Source organism: Streptomyces sp. NPDC006368, from assembly GCF_040612535.1.
Classification (GTDB): domain Bacteria; phylum Actinomycetota; class Actinomycetes; order Streptomycetales; family Streptomycetaceae; genus Streptomyces.
Window position 1 is genome coordinate 45,559 of sequence record NZ_JBEXQK010000011.1, and the last position, 16,001, is coordinate 61,559.

Genomic DNA, 16,001 nt, shown 5'->3' on the forward strand with positions numbered 1-16,001 from the left:
CCGCCCCGCCCGCCGTGCCGGGTTCCCCCTGCCGGGTTCCCCCTGCCGGGCTTCCCCCTGCCGGAGCGCCCCCGGTCACCGCACACTCCCGGTCACCGCACACCGTGCGGTGGGGAGCGGGACGGGTGACCCCCGTCCGGGGTCGATAGATTGGCACCGTGCTGCTCTCCCGTCTCACCCGTACCCGCGCCCTTCTTCTCTCCGGGCTGCCCGTGCTCGCGTTGCTCGGTGTGGCCGCCTTCGCCCCCTTGCCGTTCACGCTCGCGCGGCCCGGGTCGACGTCGGATGTGCTCGGGAAGCACAAGGGGCAGGAGGTGATCACCATCTCCGGCGCGCCCGTGCGCAAGACGGAGGGGCAGCTGCGTATGACGACGATCGTCGCGACGGGGCCCCGCGTCGACGTCGATCTCGGTGACGTCGTCGACGGCTGGTTCCGCGCGGACCGCGCCGTCCTGCCGCACGACTCCGTCTACCCGCCCGGCAAGACCGACGCGGAGATCGAGAAGCGCAACCTCGCCCAGATGCGGGAGTCCCAGAACAGCGCCGTCGCCGCCGCCCTCGACCACCTCGGCAAGAGTCCCGAGGACGTCAAGGTGACCCTGCGCCTCGCCGACATCGGAGGGCCCAGCGCCGGGCTGCTCTTCGCGCTCGGCATCGTCGACAAACTGGACGGCGACGGCGCGGGCGGCGACCTCACGGGGGGCCGCACCATCGCCGGTACGGGAACGATCACCGCGGACGGCAAGGTGGGCGCCGTCGGCGGGGTGTCCCTCAAGACGCAGGCGGCCGGACGCGACGGCGCCACCGTCTTCCTCGTACCGAAGGACGAGTGCTCCCAGGCGACGTCCGAGCTGCCCGACGGCATGCGGCTGATCCCCGTGACGACGCTCAACGACGCGGTGTCGTCGCTTCGCGCGCTGGAGCGGGGGGCGAAGGCGCCGTCCTGCTGACGGCCGGCGCGTCCATCTCCCGCCACGACGGGAAGAGCGCAGGCGTCAGTGTCGCCGCGAAGTACAGGGCGCCGATCGTCAGCAGCGCCGTCCCCAGTCCGGCGCGCTCGACGAGGTGGCCGGCCCCCAGGCCGCCGAGCGGCGCGGCCAGGAGCACCCCGGCCGTCGTCGCCGAGGCCACCCGGCTGCGCAGCTCGTCGGGGACGCGCTCGTACATGACGGTGGTGAGGATCGGGTTCAGCGTCCCGACGCCCAGGCCGCCGACCGCCGCCGTCACGACCAGGGGGAGCACGCTGTCGGTCAGCGCCGCCACCACGTACAGCGGCGCCCCGCCGATCAGGAAGGCGACGGTGAACACCGTCCGCCGCCGCAAGCGGTGCCCCACCGCCCCGTACAGCAGCGCCCCGAGCAGCGCGCAGCCGCCGAAGACGGCGGTGACCAGCCCGATGGCGCTCGCGCCGCCCAGGTGCCGCTGCGCGTGCACGGGCAGCAGGACCGCGCTCCAGCCCTGGCTCAGGCCGTTGGTGAACATCACCATCAGCACGATCGCCACCATCAGGCGCGAGCGCAGCACGAAGGCGTACCCCTCCCGCAGCTGTGCGCGGTAACCGGCCAGGGAGACGGGCGCGGTCTTCGGCTGCGGGTCGGCGGTGGCGATCCCCCGCACCCCGGCGACGACGAGCAGGGCGGACGCCCCGAAGGTCGCCGCGTCCACCAGCAGGACCGTTTCGGCGCCCGTGACGGCGATGAGTACGCCGGCGAGGGCCGCCCCGGCCATGCGGGCCCCGCGCGACACCGCGTCGAAGAGACTGGCGGCCCGGGCCAGCGTCGTCCCGGCGCGCTCGGCGAGGTCGGGGACGAGGACGTGGCGGGCGGTCTCGCCGGGCGCGTGGAACAGTCCGGTGACGCCCATGAGCGCGCACAGCGCCCAGAAGGGCAGCCGGCCCGCGTGGTGCAGCAGGGGGATCGCGGCGAGCGCCAGCGCGCACACCAGGTCGGAGACGACGCTGACGCGGCGGCGGCCGATCCGGTCGATGACGGGGCCGCCGACGATCGCGGAGACGACGACGGGCAGGGTCGCGCAGAACGCCACCAGGCCCGCCTTGCCGGGGCTTCCCGTGGTCTGGAGCGCGAACCACGGGACGCCGATGAGGGTCAGCGCGTTGCCGCTGACCGATATCGCGTTGGCCGCCAGCACGGCGGCGAGCGGACGTCGCCCGCCGGGGCCGGTCATGCCCACCGGGCGGTGCCGGCGGGGGAGGAGACGAGGCGGAGGCCCACCTCCACGAGGGCCCAGCCGACCCGTACCCGAACAGGGCGGCGGACCGGGTCGGCGCGATGGACGGGGCGGACGGCGGGCCGGGCGGCTTCCTGCCGTAATTCGGCGGCACGCAGCACGTGCAGCCGGAGGTGGATGTCGGGGTGCATGACCGTCAGGGGTCCCTTCAGTCGTTCTGCTGCGGGAAGGCGTGCAGGTGGAGGCGTACCTTGGCGGCGTCCTCGTCCGGCTCGACGTCGCGGTAGCTGTTGATGAGCGCGTGCACCTTCTCGTCGAGCTCGCGCAGCTGCCTGGGGCCGAGGCGCAGGGTGAAGTCGCTCAGGTCCGCGTGCTTGACCCACTCGGCGGGCCAGTCGCGCATCGTGCCGATCCAGGTGGACAGTTCCTGTCCGTGCATCGTCGCGATCTCGTGCAGGAGGACATAGACCGCGCCGCGCGTCTCGGGGTCCGCGTCATCGACGAGCGAGGGGTCCCAGGAGGTCCCTTGGTGGACCGCCTGCCACCAGCGCTCCCGTCCCTTGCCGCGTGCCGGGTCCTCCTCGACGAAGCCGTGTGCGGCGAGCTGGCGCAGGTGGTAGCTGGTGGCGCCGCTCGACTCGCCCAGCCGTTCGGCCAGTTGGGAGGCGGTGGCCGGGCCGTGGTGGCGCAGGGCGGCGAGCAGCCGGATCCGCAGGGGATGGGCGAGGCCGCGCAGCGAGCGCGGATCGAGCTGCCGTAGGGGGATACGGGGACCCTCGGCGTCGTTCTTCTCGGACTCGGGCATGACGCCAGCGTAGGCGTGCAAAGAACCGCTTGCAAGCACTTCTTTGCAACCACTTCTTTGCGACTTGCCCCGGCCGCCCTGCCCGGCCGCCCTGCCCGGCCGCCCTGCCCTCCGCGCCCCCTCATCCGCGGCCTGTTCCTCCCCGCCCGACTCCCCCCCTACTCCTTCGCGGCCTGCTCCACCAGGGGGATGATCCGCAGGGGTACGGGGTTCTCCATGACGATCGCCGTGGAGGCCCGCACGATGCCGTCGAAGCCGACCACCCGGTCGATCACCCGCTGGAGGTCGGCGTTCGAGCGGGCCACCAGCCGGCACAGCATGTCCCCGTGCCCGGTCGTGGTGTGCAGCTCCAGCACCTCCGGTACGCCCGCCAGGTGCTCGCGCACGTCCGCACCCTGACCCTGCTTGATCTCCAGCGTCGCGAAGGCGGTCACCGGATACCCCAGGGCCGCCGGATCGACATCCGGGCCGAAGCCCCTGAGGACCCCCTGCGACTGGAGCCGGTCCAACCGCGCCTGGACCGTCCCCCGCGCCACGCCCAGCCGGCGCGAGGCCTCCAGAACCCCGATGCGCGGCTCGCGCGCCAGCAGGGCGATCAGCCTGCCGTCCAGATGATCGATCGCCATGACGGCCTCCCGGTGGTCATCCTGTACAGAACGCCCGCCCATACTGCCCATCCGCTGTGCAGAGTGACCACCCCTCGCGCGAACTATTGCGCACCTTGCCAAACGGAGAGAGCCTGCCGCCATGACAGAGACCATCTCCCACACGCCCGACACCGCCCGGCAGGCCGACCCCTTCCCGGTGAAGGGGATGGACGCGGTCGTCTTCGCCGTCGGCAACGCCAAGCAGGCCGCGCACTACTACTCCACGGCCTTCGGCATGAAGCTCGTCGCCTACTCCGGACCGGAGAACGGCAGCCGCGAGACCGCCAGTTACGTCCTGACGAACGGCGCCGCGCGGTTCGTGTTCACCTCCGTCATCAAGGCGTCCACCGACTGGGGCCGCTTCCTCGCCGAGCACGTCGCCGAGCACGGCGACGGCGTGATCGACCTGGCCATCGAGGTGCCGGACGCCCGCAAGGCGTACGCGTACGCCGTCGAGCAGGGCGCGACCGGCCTCACCGAGCCGTACGAGGTGAAGGACGAGCACGGCACCGTCGTCCTCGCCGCCATCGCCACCTACGGCAAGACCCGCCACACCCTCGTCGACCGCTCCGGCTACGACGGCCCGTACCTCCCCGGCTTCACCGCCGCCGCGCCGTTCGTCGAGCCCCCGGCCAAGCGCACCTTCCAGGCCATCGACCACTGCGTCGGCAACGTCGAGCTCGGCCGCATGAACGAGTGGGTGGGCTTCTACAACAAGGTCATGGGCTTCACCAACATGAAGGAGTTCGTGGGCGACGACATCGCCACCGAGTACTCCGCGCTCATGTCCAAGGTCGTCGCCGACGGCACCCTCAAGGTCAAGTTCCCGATCAACGAACCGGCCATCGCCAAGAAGAAGTCGCAGATCGACGAGTACCTGGAGTTCTACGGCGGCGCCGGTGTCCAGCACATCGCGCTCGCCACGAACGACATCGTCGCCACGGTACGCACCATGCGCGCGGCGGGCGTCCAGTTCCTGGACACGCCCGACTCGTACTACGACACGCTCGGCGAGTGGGTCGGCGACACGCGCGTCCCGGTCGAGACGCTGCGCGAGCTGAAGATCCTCGCGGACCGCGACGAGGACGGCTACCTGCTGCAGATCTTCACCAAGCCGGTCCAGGATCGCCCGACGGTCTTCTTCGAACTGATCGAACGCCATGGCTCGATGGGCTTCGGCAAGGGCAACTTCAAGGCCCTGTTCGAGGCGATCGAACGCGAGCAGGCGAAGCGCGGCAACCTCTGAGTCCGAAGGGGGCCTCGGGGGCGTCGCCCCCAAGGCCCCCTCGGCCGTCGCGGGCCCGGTCGGGCGGTCCGTGCAGGGGCGTGGAACGGCGCCGTACCCGGTCGCACCCCGGGGACCCGGCGCCGTACCGCCCCCCAGCGCACCCCCGGGGAAACCGAACCCGGAACCCCTGCCCCGCGCCCCGCGGGAGTGGGTAGGGTGCCCGGCATGGCGAGGATCAACGACGTGGGCGGGATGCAGGGATTCGGGCCCATCGACACCACCGACGACACGGAGCCCTTCCACGCCGACTGGGAGGCGCGGGTCTTCGCGCTCAACCGGGCGCTCCTCGGCGCCGGAGTGTACAACCTGGACGAGTTCCGCGACGCCATCGAGACGATGCCGCCCGCCGCGTACCTCGCCGCCTCGTACTACGAGCGCTGGTTCCACGCCATCCGCACGCTCCTCGTACGCAAGGGTGTCATCGAGGAGGGCGAGCTCGATGACTGAGGACCGATTCCGGCCCGGGGCGACCGTCCGGACCGTGCACCACGATCCGCCGCACCACACCCGGCTGCCCCGGTACGCGCGCGGCAAGACCGGCACCGTCGTCGAGCCGGAGGGGCCCGCGCCGCTCGCGGACCTGCGGGCGCAGGGCGTGGACGACGCCCCCCGGGAGCAGGTCTACGCCGTACGCTTCGCCGCCCGCGAGCTGTGGGGCGAGGGCGACCACCATGTCGTGCTCGACCTGTTCGAGAGTTACCTGGAGGAACGGTGACCCACTCCGACGCGTTGATCTCCCGCCGGGTACGCCGGCTGGAGGACCTCCTCCAGGAGCGCGGCATCGTCGGCGGTGAGGCGGTCGACGAGGTCATCGACGCCCATCTGGCCGGCTCGAACCCCGCCAACGGCGCCCGCGTCGTCGCCCGCGCCTGGACCGATCCCGACTACCGCGCCCGGCTCCTCGCCGACGGCGCGGCTGCCGTCGGCGAGCTCGGGTACGCCGCCGGCGGCGTACAGAAGCAGCGGCTGCGCGTGGTGGAGAACACCGCGGACGTCCACAACGTCATCGTCTGCACGCTCTGCTCCTGCTACCCCCTGCGCCTCCTCGGCCCGTCCCCGAGCTGGTACCGCAGCGAGGCCTACCGCTCCCGCGTGGTCCGCGAACCCCGCGCCGTACTGGCCGAGTTCGGCCTGCGGTTGCCCGACACCACCACCATCACGGTGTGGGACTCGACGTCCGAGACGCGGTACATGGTGCTGCCCCGCCGCCCCGAGGGCACGGAGCACCTGGACGAACCGGCCCTCGCCGCCCTCGTGTCCCGCAACGGGCTCATCGGGACGGGCCCGGTGTAGCGAAGGGCGGCGCGGCCACCGCTCATCGGGACGGGCCCGGTGTGGCGGAGGGCGACGCGCCCGCGGGCGACCGCGCGGGCTTCGGGGCCGGCTTCGAGCCGTGCACGTCCGCCGGCCCGCCCGTCGGCGGCTCGCCCAGCGCCGCCAGCGCCTGCCGCGCCTTCGGCGCCAGCAGCGGCGAGAACGCCGGGTGGGTGCGCAGCGCCTGCGTGAGGCTGCGGCGCGCGGGTCCGTACTGCCCCAGCGCGCGCTCGATCTGCCCCCGGTGGTATGTGAACAGGGCGCTGCGCAGCCCCTGTTCCGTGGCCCGCTTCGCGTACCGCAGCGCCTCCTCCGGCTTGCCCGCCCGGTACAGCGCCCACCCCAGCGCGTCGGCCACCTGCACGGACCGGTGACCGCGCGCCCACTCGGCGGTCAGCCACCTCACCGCCGTCGCCGGGTCGCCGTGGTCCGCCTCGTACCGCGCCAGGACCGGCGTCGCGTTGACGCCGTGGGTGAGCGACTCGGAGGCCCACTCGTGCGACAGCCGGTATTGGGCGCGGGCATCGCCGTCCAGCCCGTGCGCCTCGTACAGCTCGCCGGCCTCCAAGGCGTACTCCGGCAGCGGGGCCGCGTCCATCGCCGCCCCGTAGTCGCGCAGCGCCTCGTCGATCCGGCCCAGCGCCGCCAGCGCCCGCGCGCGCCCGGCCAGCGACGGCGCGTGGCCGGGCAGCAGCCGCAGGGCCGGCTCGTAGGACGCGATGGCCTCCTCGGGCTCGCCGCGCTCCCACGCCAGGTCGCCGAGCCGCTGGAGGCACGCGGCCCGTTCCGCCGGTGTCACCGCGAGCGCGACCGCGTCGGCGGCGAGCGCCGCGGCGTCCTCCCGCCACCCCTTGTCGCGGTACACCTGGGACGCGCGGGACAGCGCGGGCACCCCCGAGTGGACCTTCCGCAGCCGCTCGACCGCCTTGTCGGCCGCCGCGTGGTCGCCGAGCCCGCTGTACGCGTCGACCAGCGCCGCGTGCGCCTGCCAGCGCCGCGGCTCCTGCTTCCGTACCGCCTCCCCCCACCGCTTCGCCGCGGCGAAGTCACCGCGCGCGTTGGCCAGCGCGGCCAGGCCGAGCTGCGCGTCGACGTTCCCCCGGGCGGCCGGCAGCACGGTCAGCGACCGCTTCAGCGCCTTCTCGGCGCGTACGTAGGAGGCGGTGTCGCCGTTCCGGGCGGCGCGTTCGACGTACGCCGCGCCCAGCACCGCCCACGCCGCGTCGTCGCGCGGGTGGGCGCGCAGCCACTTCTCGCGGTCGCCGATGAGCGCGGTCAGCTCGGGGACGGTGGCCTGCGCGCCCGCGCTCACCGCCGCCCGCGCCCGCGCGAGGGGGCCGGGGGCGGGCGGGGCGGCCACCTCGCCGCGCAGGGCGCCCGGGACGCCGGGCACACCGGGGACGTACAGCAGCACCGCGCCGGCGAGCACCGCGCCGGCGCCCGTGAGCAGGACCGCCAGGGTGACCCGCTCCGTCTTCATACGGCTCTTCATGCGGCTCTTCATGCGGCTCACTGTGCGTCACCCGGACGTGCCGCCCGGTGTACGCCAACCGCACCGGCGACGGGTTCACACCGATGGCCCCCGGTGTCAGGCTGGGATCATGGACGAGCTGCTGACACGCCTCCGCGCGGGCCTCCCCGCCGACGCCCTGATCACCGACCCGGACGTCACCGCCTCGTACGCCCACGACATGGCCGGCTTCTGCGAGGCGGGCACGCCGGCCGTGGTCGCCCTGCCGAGCACCGTCGAGCACGTGCGGCACGTCATGCGCACCGCCACCGAGCTCCGTGTCCCCGTCGTCCCGCAGGGCGCCCGCACGGGCCTGTCGGGCGCGGCCAACGCCTCCGACGGCTGCGTCGTGCTCTCGCTCATCAGGATGGACCGGATCCTGGAGATCAACCCGGTCGACCGCATCGCCGTCGTCGAGCCGGGCGTCATCAACGCCACCCTCTCCCGCGAGGTGGCCGAACACGGCCTGTACTACCCGCCCGACCCGTCCAGCTGGGAGACGTGCACCATCGGCGGGAACATCGGCACCGCGTCCGGCGGGCTGTGCTGCGTCAAGTACGGGGTGACGGCCGAGTACGTCCTCGGCCTGGACGTCGTCCTCGCCGACGGCCGCCTGCTGACCACCGGCCGTCGCACCGCCAAGGGCGTCGCCGGCTACGACCTCACGCGGCTCTTCGTCGGCTCCGAGGGCACCCTCGGCATCGTCGTACGGGCCGTGCTCGCGCTCAGGCCGCAGCCGCCCCAACAGCTCGCGCTGGCCGCCGAGTTCCCTTCCGCCGCCGCCGCGTGCGCGGCGGTCTGCGCCATCATGGAGCGCGGCCACACGCCCTCGCTGCTCGAACTGATGGACCGCACGACCGTCCAGGCGGTCAACAAGCTGGCGAGGATGGGGCTGCCGGACTCCACCGAGGCGCTGCTGCTGGCCGCCTTCGACACCCCGGACCCGGCCGCCGACCTGGCGGCGGTGGGGGAGCTGTGCACGGCGGCCGGCGCGGTCCAGGTGGTCCCGGCCGAGGACGCCGCCGAATCCGACCTGCTCCTCCAGGCCCGTCGCCTGTCGCTCACCGCCCTGGAGACCGTCTCGTCCGCGACGATGATCGACGACGTGTGCGTGCCCCGCACCCGGCTCGCCGAGATGCTCGACGGCACGGCCGCCATCGCCGCCACGTACGACCTCACCATCGGTGTCTGCGTCCACGCCGGCGACGGCAACACCCACCCCGTCGTCTGCTTCGACCACACCGACCCCGACGAAGCGCGGCGCGCCCGCGCGTCGTTCGACGCCATCATGGCGCTCGGCCTGGAGCTCGGCGGCACCATCACGGGCGAACACGGCGTCGGCGTACTGAAGAAGGAGTGGCTCGCCCGCGAACTCGGCCCGGTGGGGGTCGAGTTGCAGCGCGGCATCAAGCACACCTTCGACCCGCTGGGCATCCTCAACCCGGGCAAGCTCTTCTGAGACCCGGGGCGTAGGCCCGATGGCCGATGGCACCGGACAGCGCCGCCCGCATACCGTGAAAGGGCAGGTCAAAGGAGAGACAAACGAAGAAGGATGGATCAGGAGGAGCCGTGCCCGCACGCCTCGACCACACCATAGTCCGCAGCCGTGACCGTTTCGCCGGCGCCCGCTTCCTCACCGAACTGCTCGCCGCGCCGGACCCCAAGCCGTTCGGGCCGTTCGCCAGTGTCCCGCTCGACGGCGGCGTCACCCTCGACTACCTCGACGACGACTCCGGCCGTATCGTCCCCCAGCACCTCGCCCTCCTCGTCCCGGAGGACGAGTTCGACGACATCCTCGCCCGGATCGAGGAGCGCGACCTCCGGTACTGGGCCGACCCGTACCACCACGAGCCCCAGCGGATCAACCACAACCACGGGGGCCGCGGCGTGTACGTCGACGACCCGGACGGCCACTCGATCGAATTCCTCACCCACACGTACGTGATGGAGGTCTAGCGCCTCACGCCAGCAGCTCGGCCAGTTCGTCGTCGAGGCCGAGCTGCTCGGACTCCTCGCCCGGAGGCACCGCCCGCAGCGTCCGCTCCAGCCACGCGGACACCGCCACGGCCGGGGCCTCCAGGAGCGCGTCCCCGTCGGGGGAGGTGAGCGCCATCAGGACGACGCTCCGCCCCTCGTACGTACTGGGCCACACCCGTACGTCACCGTGCCCGCACGGCCGGAAGACCCCCTCGACCAGCAGCTCGCGGGCGAAGGTCCAGCTCACGGGGTACGCCGAGCCGACGTGGAAGGTGATGTGCACGGCGTACGGGTCGTCCGTGCGGTACGTCAGCCGGGCAGGGACCGGGATGCTGCGCTCGGGCGACAGCACCAAACTGAGTTCCAGCTCGCGCTCGACGGCGGTGTGCTCCATGGGACTGCTCCTTCTCCTTGTCCGGTTTCTCGCCGGTTTCTCCCGTACGGGGTCCTGGAGCGGCCCCGCGCAGGTGGAGAGGCGCTTCCCCTTCCGTCATTACGCGACTTCCGCCGCGCATTTCTCATTACTTTGCGTAACAACCCTTGTCCCACTTGCCCGTTACCACACCACGGGTGGGTCGAACACGGACTTTGCCCGTCTCCTTCTTACGGTTCCGACGTTCTTCGTTAATGTCCTCCCTGGACAAGCGGTGACGTGAACGAACGGAGTTGGGGGCAGTGGTGACACCTCCTGGTGACGGCGGGAACGTACCCCGGGCTGGGTACTACCCCGATCCCTCCATCCCCGGATACATCCGGTACTGGAACGGTGGAGCGTGGGTGCCGGGTACGAGTCGCCCCGCGCCCGCGGAGGGGGAGGCCATGCCGGCGCCCCCGCCCTCGGCGGTCCCGGCACCCGTATCCGGCGCTCCGGCCGCTCCGGCGCCCGCGCCCGTGCCGTCCGTCGAGGAGACCGGGCCGGTCTTCTTCGACGAGGAGGAGGCGGCCGAGGAGGACGCGCGCCCGGAGCCCGCGTCCGCGTGGCAGGCCGACGCCTCACGGCAGACCGGGTTCGGCGGCGACCGTGACCGCCGGGTCTCCTGGGGCGCGGAGGGCCCGGGCCAGGACCCGAGGACGCCCGTGGATCCCCGGGTGGCGCCCGGCGCGGACCCGACGGGCGGCGCGCTCCCCGGCGTACGGAACGTCCAGCCGGGCCCCGAGGGCACGGTCACGATCCGCGCCCAGAAGCCCCAGCCCCAGCCCCAGCCGCGGCAGGAACGGCCGGCCGACGGGACGATGACCATCCGGGCGGAGCCCCCGGGCCAGCGCTCCGAGCCGCAGCCGCAGCTCCAGCCCCACCCCCACCCGCACGCACCACAGCCCGCCCCGGCCCCGGCCCCGGCCCCCGCTCCGTCCCCGGCGCCCGCGGTGGCGGCCACGCCGGCGCACGCTCCAACCCCGGCGCCCGTGGCGCCCGGACCCGGCGGCGGCGCCGCGTCGTGGGCTCAGCAGGTCCACCAGCTCGCCCAGCCCGCCGAAGCGAACCCGCAGCTCCACCAGGTGCCGCAGGCGCAGGTGCAGCAGCCGGTCCTGCCGTGGAAGCCGCCCGTCGCCGATCCGTTCCTGCAGGCCGCGCAGGCCCAGGCCGCGGCCCGCCCGGCCGGGCTCGGCAAGCGGCTGACGGCCCGGCTGATCGACACGCTCGTCCTCGGGGTGGCCGTCGGCGCCGTCGCCGCGCCGTTCGTCACGAAGGCGCTCGACCACATCGACGGCAAGATCCAGCAGGCCAAGCAGTCCGGTGAGACGGTCACCGTCTGGCTGCTGGACGGCACGACGTCGGCGTACTTCGGCATCGCGCTCGCCGCCCTGCTGGTCCTCGGCGTGCTGTACGAGGCGCTGCCGACCGCCAAGTGGGGCCGCACGCTCGGCAAGAGGCTGATGGGCCTGGAGGTGCGGGACATCGAGTCCCACGAAGCCCCGGCGTTCGGCGCCGCGCTGCGGCGCTGGCTTGTCTACAGCGTGCTCGGCGTCGTCGTGGTCGGCGTCGTCAACGTGCTGTGGTGCCTCATCGACCGCCCTTGGCGCCAGTGCTGGCACGACAAGGCGGCGCACACCTTCGTGGCGGGGCGGAACGGGTAACGCGTAGCCCGAACGGCGGGTGATCCGTTGCGGGGTGCCGACGGGCGGGATGCACTGCTCACATGAGCAACGAACCGCCGCCGTCAGGCCCCCCGCCCGAGGACGACCCCTTCCGGAAGAGACCGCAGGAACCGCCCACCCCGCCGAGTGGCGGCGGCCCCTCCGGCACCGGCGATCCGTACGGCGGTGGAGGCGGCAGCCCGTACGGCGGAGGCGCGGGCGGTCCGTACGGCGGCGGCAGCCCGTACGGGGGCGGACCGGGCGGTCCGTACGGCGGTGGTGGCGCGGACCCGCTCGCCGGGATGCCGCCGCTCGCCGACACCGGCAAGCGGCTCCTGGCCCGCGTCATCGACTGGTTGATCGTCACGGTGCCGCTCGCGCTCCTCGGCATCCCGTTCGGCATCTACGCCAGGGTGAGCGACGACTCCGATTGGGCGGACGTATGGCAGTCGAACGACGGCGGCCAGTGGGTCTTCCAGCTCATCTCCCTCGTGGCGTACGTCGGCTACGACACGCTCATGACGAAGAAGAACGGCCAGACGCTCGGCAAGCGGCTGATGGGCATGCGGGTCGCGATGCTCAACGACGGCAGCGTGCCCCAAACGAACGCGGCGCTCACCCGCGCGATGGTGCTGTGGGTGCCCGCCCTCGTCTGCTGCCCGTGCCTGTGGGAGCTGATCCTGCTGGTGCTGATCCTGGTCGACAAGCCGTACAAGCAGGGCCTGCACGACAAGGCGGCCAGGACCGTCGTCGTGTCAACGACGCAGTGAGTGTTCCCCGGCCTGGGTGCGGGAGGCGGCCGTACGCGGGCGGGGCACCCGGGCGGCCCCGGCCGCGTCGCCGGCCTCCGGGCCGTCCGCGGCCGGGGTTCCGGTGGCCGGCGCCGGATGGCTCCTGCGCGCCGCCTTCACCTTCGTGGCCATGGGCATGGACAGCGTGACGAGCAGGCCGAGCAGGAGCGCGGCCACCCCGATCAGCGCGACGCCGAGCCCGGTGGTGGTCCGGGACAGCAGGAGCATGGCGACGGTCGAGAAGACGACGGTGGCCGAACCGTAGGCGAGCTGTGCGGCAGTCGGACGCGGCATGACGGATCCGTCCTCAATGCATCGGTATGGGTGACTCACAACTCGGTCGCACTAACCAGCGACTCTACGACGGTGGATGCCCGAGAGGAACCGGTGGTAAGCACCACCTAACCAACGGTACCGGTGCATGGGGGGCGCACAGAATCACGGCCTATGCCAATTGGCCGGAACCGGGCGCCCACTGACGCGATTCACCGCAGCGGTGAGGACGGTACAGGGGAGGGTGCCGGTCTTCGGCGACCATCCGGGGGTGTACTGGTACGAGGAGAACGGTTCCGGCGGCGTGCGCACCTCGGACACCGACACCCGTATCACGATCGCGGGTCAGCCCCGCGACGGCTCCACCCTCACCGTGGAGGCCGGTCCTTCGGTACGGTGGCACCGGCTGACCTGCGCGCCGGGGGTCCGAGCGGTCGCCACCCGAACGCGGGGCGGCGACCGCGAGGTTCGTCCGCTATCCGGATTGCGCGTTCCACATAGGGGCTTGGCTTGCGCAAGTCAAGATCTGTCTTTTCTCGCGGGCATCCGGTCGAATGTCGTCACTTGTGCTGCGATCCCGCACGCGGATAACACTTCACCCCCCATCCGCGGTTCGCGGGCGCGGGGAGGACATTAAGTGACCAGCAGACGACGGGCGTTCAGCGCGTCCGCGGTGATCGTGGCCCTGGCGGCCACGGCCGCGACCGCCTCGACACTCACCACGGCTCAGGCCGACAACCGCCCCACCAGTGGCATCGAGCGCCACGACCCGGCGCCCGGCGCGCACCAGGCCCACGGGGCTCCGGGGCACGACCACGCCGCCAAGGTCGACCACGACCTCGACGGCCCGTTCAGCAAGCAGCAGGCCCAGCAGCGCGAGGCGGCTCTGGAGCAGGTGCTGGCCGGCGACCTGAAGGTGGAGCGCAGGGGTGCCTCCCAGGTCGTCAAGCTCGACGACAGGAAGTACGTCGAGCTCGGCCGTGAGAAGACCGACAAGATCTTCACGATCCTGCTCGAGTTCGGCGACAAGGTCGACACCACCACGCTCGTCGACCGCGCGGACGACGACACGACCGAGCCGAAGCCGAAGTTCGGCGGCACGCCCGGTCCGCTGCACAACCGGATAGCCCAGCCGGACCGTTCGAAGGACAACTCGACGGCCTGGCAGAAGGACTACAACCGGCAGCACTTCCAGGACCTGTACTTCGGTACGGGCAAGGACAAGAAGACCGGTCAGCAGAAGCACTCGCTGAAGACCTACTACGAGAAGACCTCGTCCGGCCGCTACTCGGTCGACGGCACGGTCTCCGACTGGGTCAAGGTCGAGTACAACGAGGCCCGTTACGGCTCCAACTACTGCGGCAGCAGCAACTGCGCCAACGTGTGGGACGCCGTCCGCGACGGTGTGACCGCCTGGGCCGCCGACCAGAAGGCCAAGGGCCAGACGGACGCCCAGATCAAGGCGCAGCTCGCCCAGTACGACCAGTGGGACCGCTACGACTTCGACGCCGACGGCAACTTCAACGAGGCCGACGGCTACATCGACCACTTCCAGATCGTCCACGCCGGCGAGGACGAGTCCGCGGGCGGCGGCGCCCAGGGCGGCGACGCGCTGTGGGCCCACCGCTGGTACGCCTACGGCACCGACGCCGGCAAGACCGGCCCGGCGAACAACAAGGCCGGCGGCGCCCAGATCGGCTCCACGGGCATCTGGGTCGGCGACTACACGATGCAGCCGGAGAACGGCGGCCTCGGCGTCTTCGCCCACGAGTACGGCCATGACCTCGGTCTGCCCGACCTGTACGACACCTCCGGCAAGGCCGGCGCCGAGAACTCGACCGGGTTCTGGTCCCTCATGTCGTCCGGCTCCTGGCTCGGCCTGGGCAAGGACTCCATCGGCGACATGCCCGGCGACATGACCGCCTGGGACAAGCTCCAGCTGGGCTGGCTCGACTACGAGAGGGCCAAGGCGGCGACCAAGTCCAAGCACACGCTGGGCGTCGCCGAGTACAACACCAAGAACCCGCAGGCGCTCGTCGTCGAACTGCCCAAGAAGAAGGTCACCACCGCGGTCGTCAAGCCGGCCCAGGGCTCCAAGCAGTGGTGGAGCGACATGGGTGACGACCTCAAGAACACCCTCACCCGCACCGTCGACCTGACCGGCAAGGCCAAGGCCGAGCTGACGCTCGACGGCTGGTGGGACATCGAGAAGGACTACGACTACCTCTACACCGAGGTGTCGACGGACGGCGGCAAGCAGTGGACGGCCCTGGCCGGCACCGCCAACGGCAAGCCGATCCCGGCCGACGCGAGCGGCGCCCCGGCGCTGACGGACGTCTCCGGCTCCTTCCAGAAGCTGGTGTACCCGCTCGACGCGTACGCCGGCAAGAAGGTCGACCTCCGCTTCCGCTACCAGACCGACGGCGGCGCGGGCGGCAAGGGCTTCACGGCCGACAACATCGCCCTGACGGCCGACGGCGCCACCGTCTTCGCCGACAACGCCGAGGGTGACGACAACGGCTGGACCGCGAAGGGCTTCTCCCGCATCGGCGAGTCCTTCACCAACGAGTACGAGCAGTACTACATCGCCGAGAACCGCCAGTACGTCTCGTACGACAAGACCCTCAAGGTCGGCCCGTACAACTTCGGCTTCGCGGCGCCGATGGACAGCTGGGTGGAGCACTACCCGTACCAGACCGGTCTGCTGATCTGGCAGTGGGACACCTCCCAGAAGGACAACAACACGGCCGTCCACCCGGGCCAGGGCCTGATCCTGCCGGTCGACGCGCACGCCAGGCCGATGAAGTGGTCGGACGGCAAGACGCTGCTGCGCAACCGCGTCCAGTCCTTCGACGCTCCCTTCAGCCGCTACCGCACCGACAGCTTCACGCTGCACAACGCGGGCGTTCCGCTGAAGATCAACTCGCAGGCCGGTGTCCCCGTCTTCGACGACCGCAAGGGCGTCTACTGGTACGAGGAGACGGCGCGCGCGGGCGTCAAGGTAACTGACACCAACACCAAGATCTCGATCGTCAAGCAGCCGAAGAGCGGCCAGACGATCACGGTCCAGGTCGGCCCGTCGACGAAGTAGCTTCATCGTCGCAGGTCAAAGCATGATCGGCCGTCGCCCTCT

The 16,001-nt window shown here is 72.0% G+C and carries 17 protein-coding genes; 10 read left to right on the forward strand and 7 right to left on the reverse strand.

The genetic code is table 11. The annotated features are described in order from the left end of the window. The first annotated feature begins 161 nt into the window (after window positions 1-161). Entirely contained in the window at window positions 162-950 is a 789-nt protein-coding gene (locus ABZZ38_RS11600; RefSeq protein WP_356738462.1) for a S16 family serine protease, read from the forward strand. Here the strand turns inward: ABZZ38_RS11600 and ABZZ38_RS11605 are convergent. From ABZZ38_RS11605 to ABZZ38_RS11620, 4 genes are all read right to left on the reverse strand, one after another. Beyond that, a complete protein-coding gene (locus ABZZ38_RS11605) occupies window positions 889-2,184 on the reverse strand; it encodes an MFS transporter (RefSeq protein WP_356738271.1) in 1,296 nt (431 codons plus the stop codon). The two genes, ABZZ38_RS11600 and ABZZ38_RS11605, sit on opposite strands and share 62 nt — an antisense overlap. After that, on the reverse strand, window positions 2,181-2,378 hold the full coding sequence (locus ABZZ38_RS11610; RefSeq protein ID WP_356738273.1) for a hypothetical protein: 198 nt from the start codon (window positions 2,376-2,378) through the stop codon (window positions 2,181-2,183). Before ABZZ38_RS11610 ends, ABZZ38_RS11605 begins: the two co-directional genes overlap by 4 nt. A 17-nt stretch (window positions 2,379-2,395) precedes the next feature. After that, complete coding sequence (locus ABZZ38_RS11615; protein ID WP_356738275.1) at window positions 2,396-2,992, reverse strand: winged helix-turn-helix domain-containing protein; 597 nt, start codon at window positions 2,990-2,992, stop codon at window positions 2,396-2,398. Between the two features lie 158 nt (window positions 2,993-3,150). Then, window positions 3,151-3,618, reverse strand: coding sequence for an Lrp/AsnC family transcriptional regulator (locus tag ABZZ38_RS11620; protein ID WP_356738277.1), 468 nt, complete (start codon window positions 3,616-3,618; stop codon window positions 3,151-3,153). Between the two features lie 121 nt (window positions 3,619-3,739). Between ABZZ38_RS11620 and hppD the strand changes: the two genes are divergently transcribed. From hppD to nthA, 4 genes are all read left to right on the forward strand, one after another. After that, window positions 3,740-4,885, forward strand: coding sequence for a 4-hydroxyphenylpyruvate dioxygenase (hppD, locus tag ABZZ38_RS11625; RefSeq protein WP_356738279.1), 1,146 nt, complete (start codon window positions 3,740-3,742; stop codon window positions 4,883-4,885). Window positions 4,886-5,092: 207 nt separating this feature from the next. Beyond that, on the forward strand, window positions 5,093-5,374 hold the full coding sequence (locus tag ABZZ38_RS11630) for a hypothetical protein (RefSeq protein WP_356738281.1): 282 nt from the start codon (window positions 5,093-5,095) through the stop codon (window positions 5,372-5,374). Then, window positions 5,367-5,642: an SH3-like domain-containing protein gene (locus tag ABZZ38_RS11635; RefSeq protein ID WP_356738283.1), complete on the forward strand. Its 276-nt coding sequence runs from the start codon at window positions 5,367-5,369 to the stop codon at window positions 5,640-5,642. The genes ABZZ38_RS11630 and ABZZ38_RS11635 overlap by 8 nt, the downstream gene beginning before the upstream one ends. Next, window positions 5,639-6,220: a nitrile hydratase subunit alpha gene (gene nthA / locus ABZZ38_RS11640; RefSeq protein ID WP_356738285.1), complete on the forward strand. Its 582-nt coding sequence runs from the start codon at window positions 5,639-5,641 to the stop codon at window positions 6,218-6,220. Before ABZZ38_RS11635 ends, nthA begins: the two co-directional genes overlap by 4 nt. A 22-nt stretch (window positions 6,221-6,242) precedes the next feature. Here nthA and ABZZ38_RS11645 read toward each other — a convergent pair whose 3' ends face one another. After that, window positions 6,243-7,745, reverse strand: a complete 1,503-nt coding sequence (locus ABZZ38_RS11645; RefSeq protein WP_356738287.1) for a tetratricopeptide repeat protein — start codon at window positions 7,743-7,745, stop codon at window positions 6,243-6,245. A gap of 97 nt (window positions 7,746-7,842) precedes the next feature. On the opposite strand from ABZZ38_RS11645, the gene ABZZ38_RS11650 reads away from it, so the two are divergent. Together ABZZ38_RS11650 and ABZZ38_RS11655 are read left to right on the forward strand one after the other, a co-directional pair. Continuing rightward, the gene (locus ABZZ38_RS11650) at window positions 7,843-9,210 is read left to right on the forward strand and encodes an FAD-linked oxidase C-terminal domain-containing protein (RefSeq protein WP_356738289.1); all 1,368 of its coding nucleotides are present in this window, start codon (window positions 7,843-7,845) and stop codon (window positions 9,208-9,210) included. A 110-nt stretch (window positions 9,211-9,320) separates the two neighbouring features. Next, window positions 9,321-9,707, forward strand: coding sequence for a VOC family protein (locus ABZZ38_RS11655; protein ID WP_356738291.1), 387 nt, complete (start codon window positions 9,321-9,323; stop codon window positions 9,705-9,707). Between the two features lie 4 nt (window positions 9,708-9,711). Here the strand turns inward: ABZZ38_RS11655 and ABZZ38_RS11660 are convergent, their stop codons facing one another. Beyond that, window positions 9,712-10,122, reverse strand: a complete 411-nt coding sequence (locus tag ABZZ38_RS11660; RefSeq protein WP_356738293.1) for an SsgA family sporulation/cell division regulator — start codon at window positions 10,120-10,122, stop codon at window positions 9,712-9,714. Between the two features lie 281 nt (window positions 10,123-10,403). Between ABZZ38_RS11660 and ABZZ38_RS11665 the strand changes: the two genes are divergently transcribed. Next, window positions 10,404-11,804 (forward strand): RDD family protein, encoded by a 1,401-nt coding sequence (locus tag ABZZ38_RS11665; RefSeq protein WP_356738295.1) that lies wholly within the window; start codon window positions 10,404-10,406, stop codon window positions 11,802-11,804. A 62-nt stretch (window positions 11,805-11,866) separates the two neighbouring features. Continuing rightward, entirely contained in the window at window positions 11,867-12,574 is a 708-nt protein-coding gene (locus ABZZ38_RS11670) for an RDD family protein (protein WP_356738297.1), read from the forward strand. Here ABZZ38_RS11670 and ABZZ38_RS11675 read toward each other — a convergent pair. After that, a complete protein-coding gene (locus tag ABZZ38_RS11675) occupies window positions 12,560-12,889 on the reverse strand; it encodes a hypothetical protein (protein ID WP_356738299.1) in 330 nt (109 codons plus the stop codon). The two genes, ABZZ38_RS11670 and ABZZ38_RS11675, sit on opposite strands and share 15 nt — an antisense overlap. A gap of 616 nt (window positions 12,890-13,505) precedes the next feature. Here ABZZ38_RS11675 and ABZZ38_RS11680 point away from each other — a divergent pair. Further along, window positions 13,506-15,959: an immune inhibitor A domain-containing protein gene (locus ABZZ38_RS11680; RefSeq protein WP_356738301.1), complete on the forward strand. Its 2,454-nt coding sequence runs from the start codon at window positions 13,506-13,508 to the stop codon at window positions 15,957-15,959. The last annotated feature ends 42 nt before the right edge of the window (window positions 15,960-16,001 follow it).

Excerpts from the sequence above, each read along its gene's own strand:
- ABZZ38_RS11660 (WP_356738293.1), bottom strand. The coding sequence starts at position 10,122 with ATGGAGCACACCGCCGTCGAGCGCGAGCTGGAACTCAGTTTGGTGCTG.
- ABZZ38_RS11630 (WP_356738281.1), top strand. The coding sequence starts at position 5,093 with ATGGCGAGGATCAACGACGTGGGCGGGATGCAGGGATTCGGGCCCATC.
- ABZZ38_RS11605 (WP_356738271.1), bottom strand. The coding sequence starts at position 2,184 with ATGACCGGCCCCGGCGGGCGACGTCCGCTCGCCGCCGTGCTGGCGGCC.
- ABZZ38_RS11650 (WP_356738289.1), top strand. The coding sequence starts at position 7,843 with ATGGACGAGCTGCTGACACGCCTCCGCGCGGGCCTCCCCGCCGACGCC.
- ABZZ38_RS11635 (WP_356738283.1), top strand. The coding sequence starts at position 5,367 with ATGACTGAGGACCGATTCCGGCCCGGGGCGACCGTCCGGACCGTGCAC.
- ABZZ38_RS11670 (WP_356738297.1), top strand. The coding sequence starts at position 11,867 with ATGAGCAACGAACCGCCGCCGTCAGGCCCCCCGCCCGAGGACGACCCC.
- hppD (WP_356738279.1), top strand. The coding sequence starts at position 3,740 with ATGACAGAGACCATCTCCCACACGCCCGACACCGCCCGGCAGGCCGAC.
- ABZZ38_RS11675 (WP_356738299.1), bottom strand. The coding sequence starts at position 12,889 with ATGCCGCGTCCGACTGCCGCACAGCTCGCCTACGGTTCGGCCACCGTC.
- ABZZ38_RS11610 (WP_356738273.1), bottom strand. The coding sequence starts at position 2,378 with ATGCACCCCGACATCCACCTCCGGCTGCACGTGCTGCGTGCCGCCGAA.
- ABZZ38_RS11615 (WP_356738275.1), bottom strand. The coding sequence starts at position 2,992 with ATGCCCGAGTCCGAGAAGAACGACGCCGAGGGTCCCCGTATCCCCCTA.
- ABZZ38_RS11620 (WP_356738277.1), bottom strand. The coding sequence starts at position 3,618 with ATGGCGATCGATCATCTGGACGGCAGGCTGATCGCCCTGCTGGCGCGC.
- ABZZ38_RS11645 (WP_356738287.1), bottom strand. The coding sequence starts at position 7,745 with ATGAAGAGCCGCATGAAGAGCCGTATGAAGACGGAGCGGGTCACCCTG.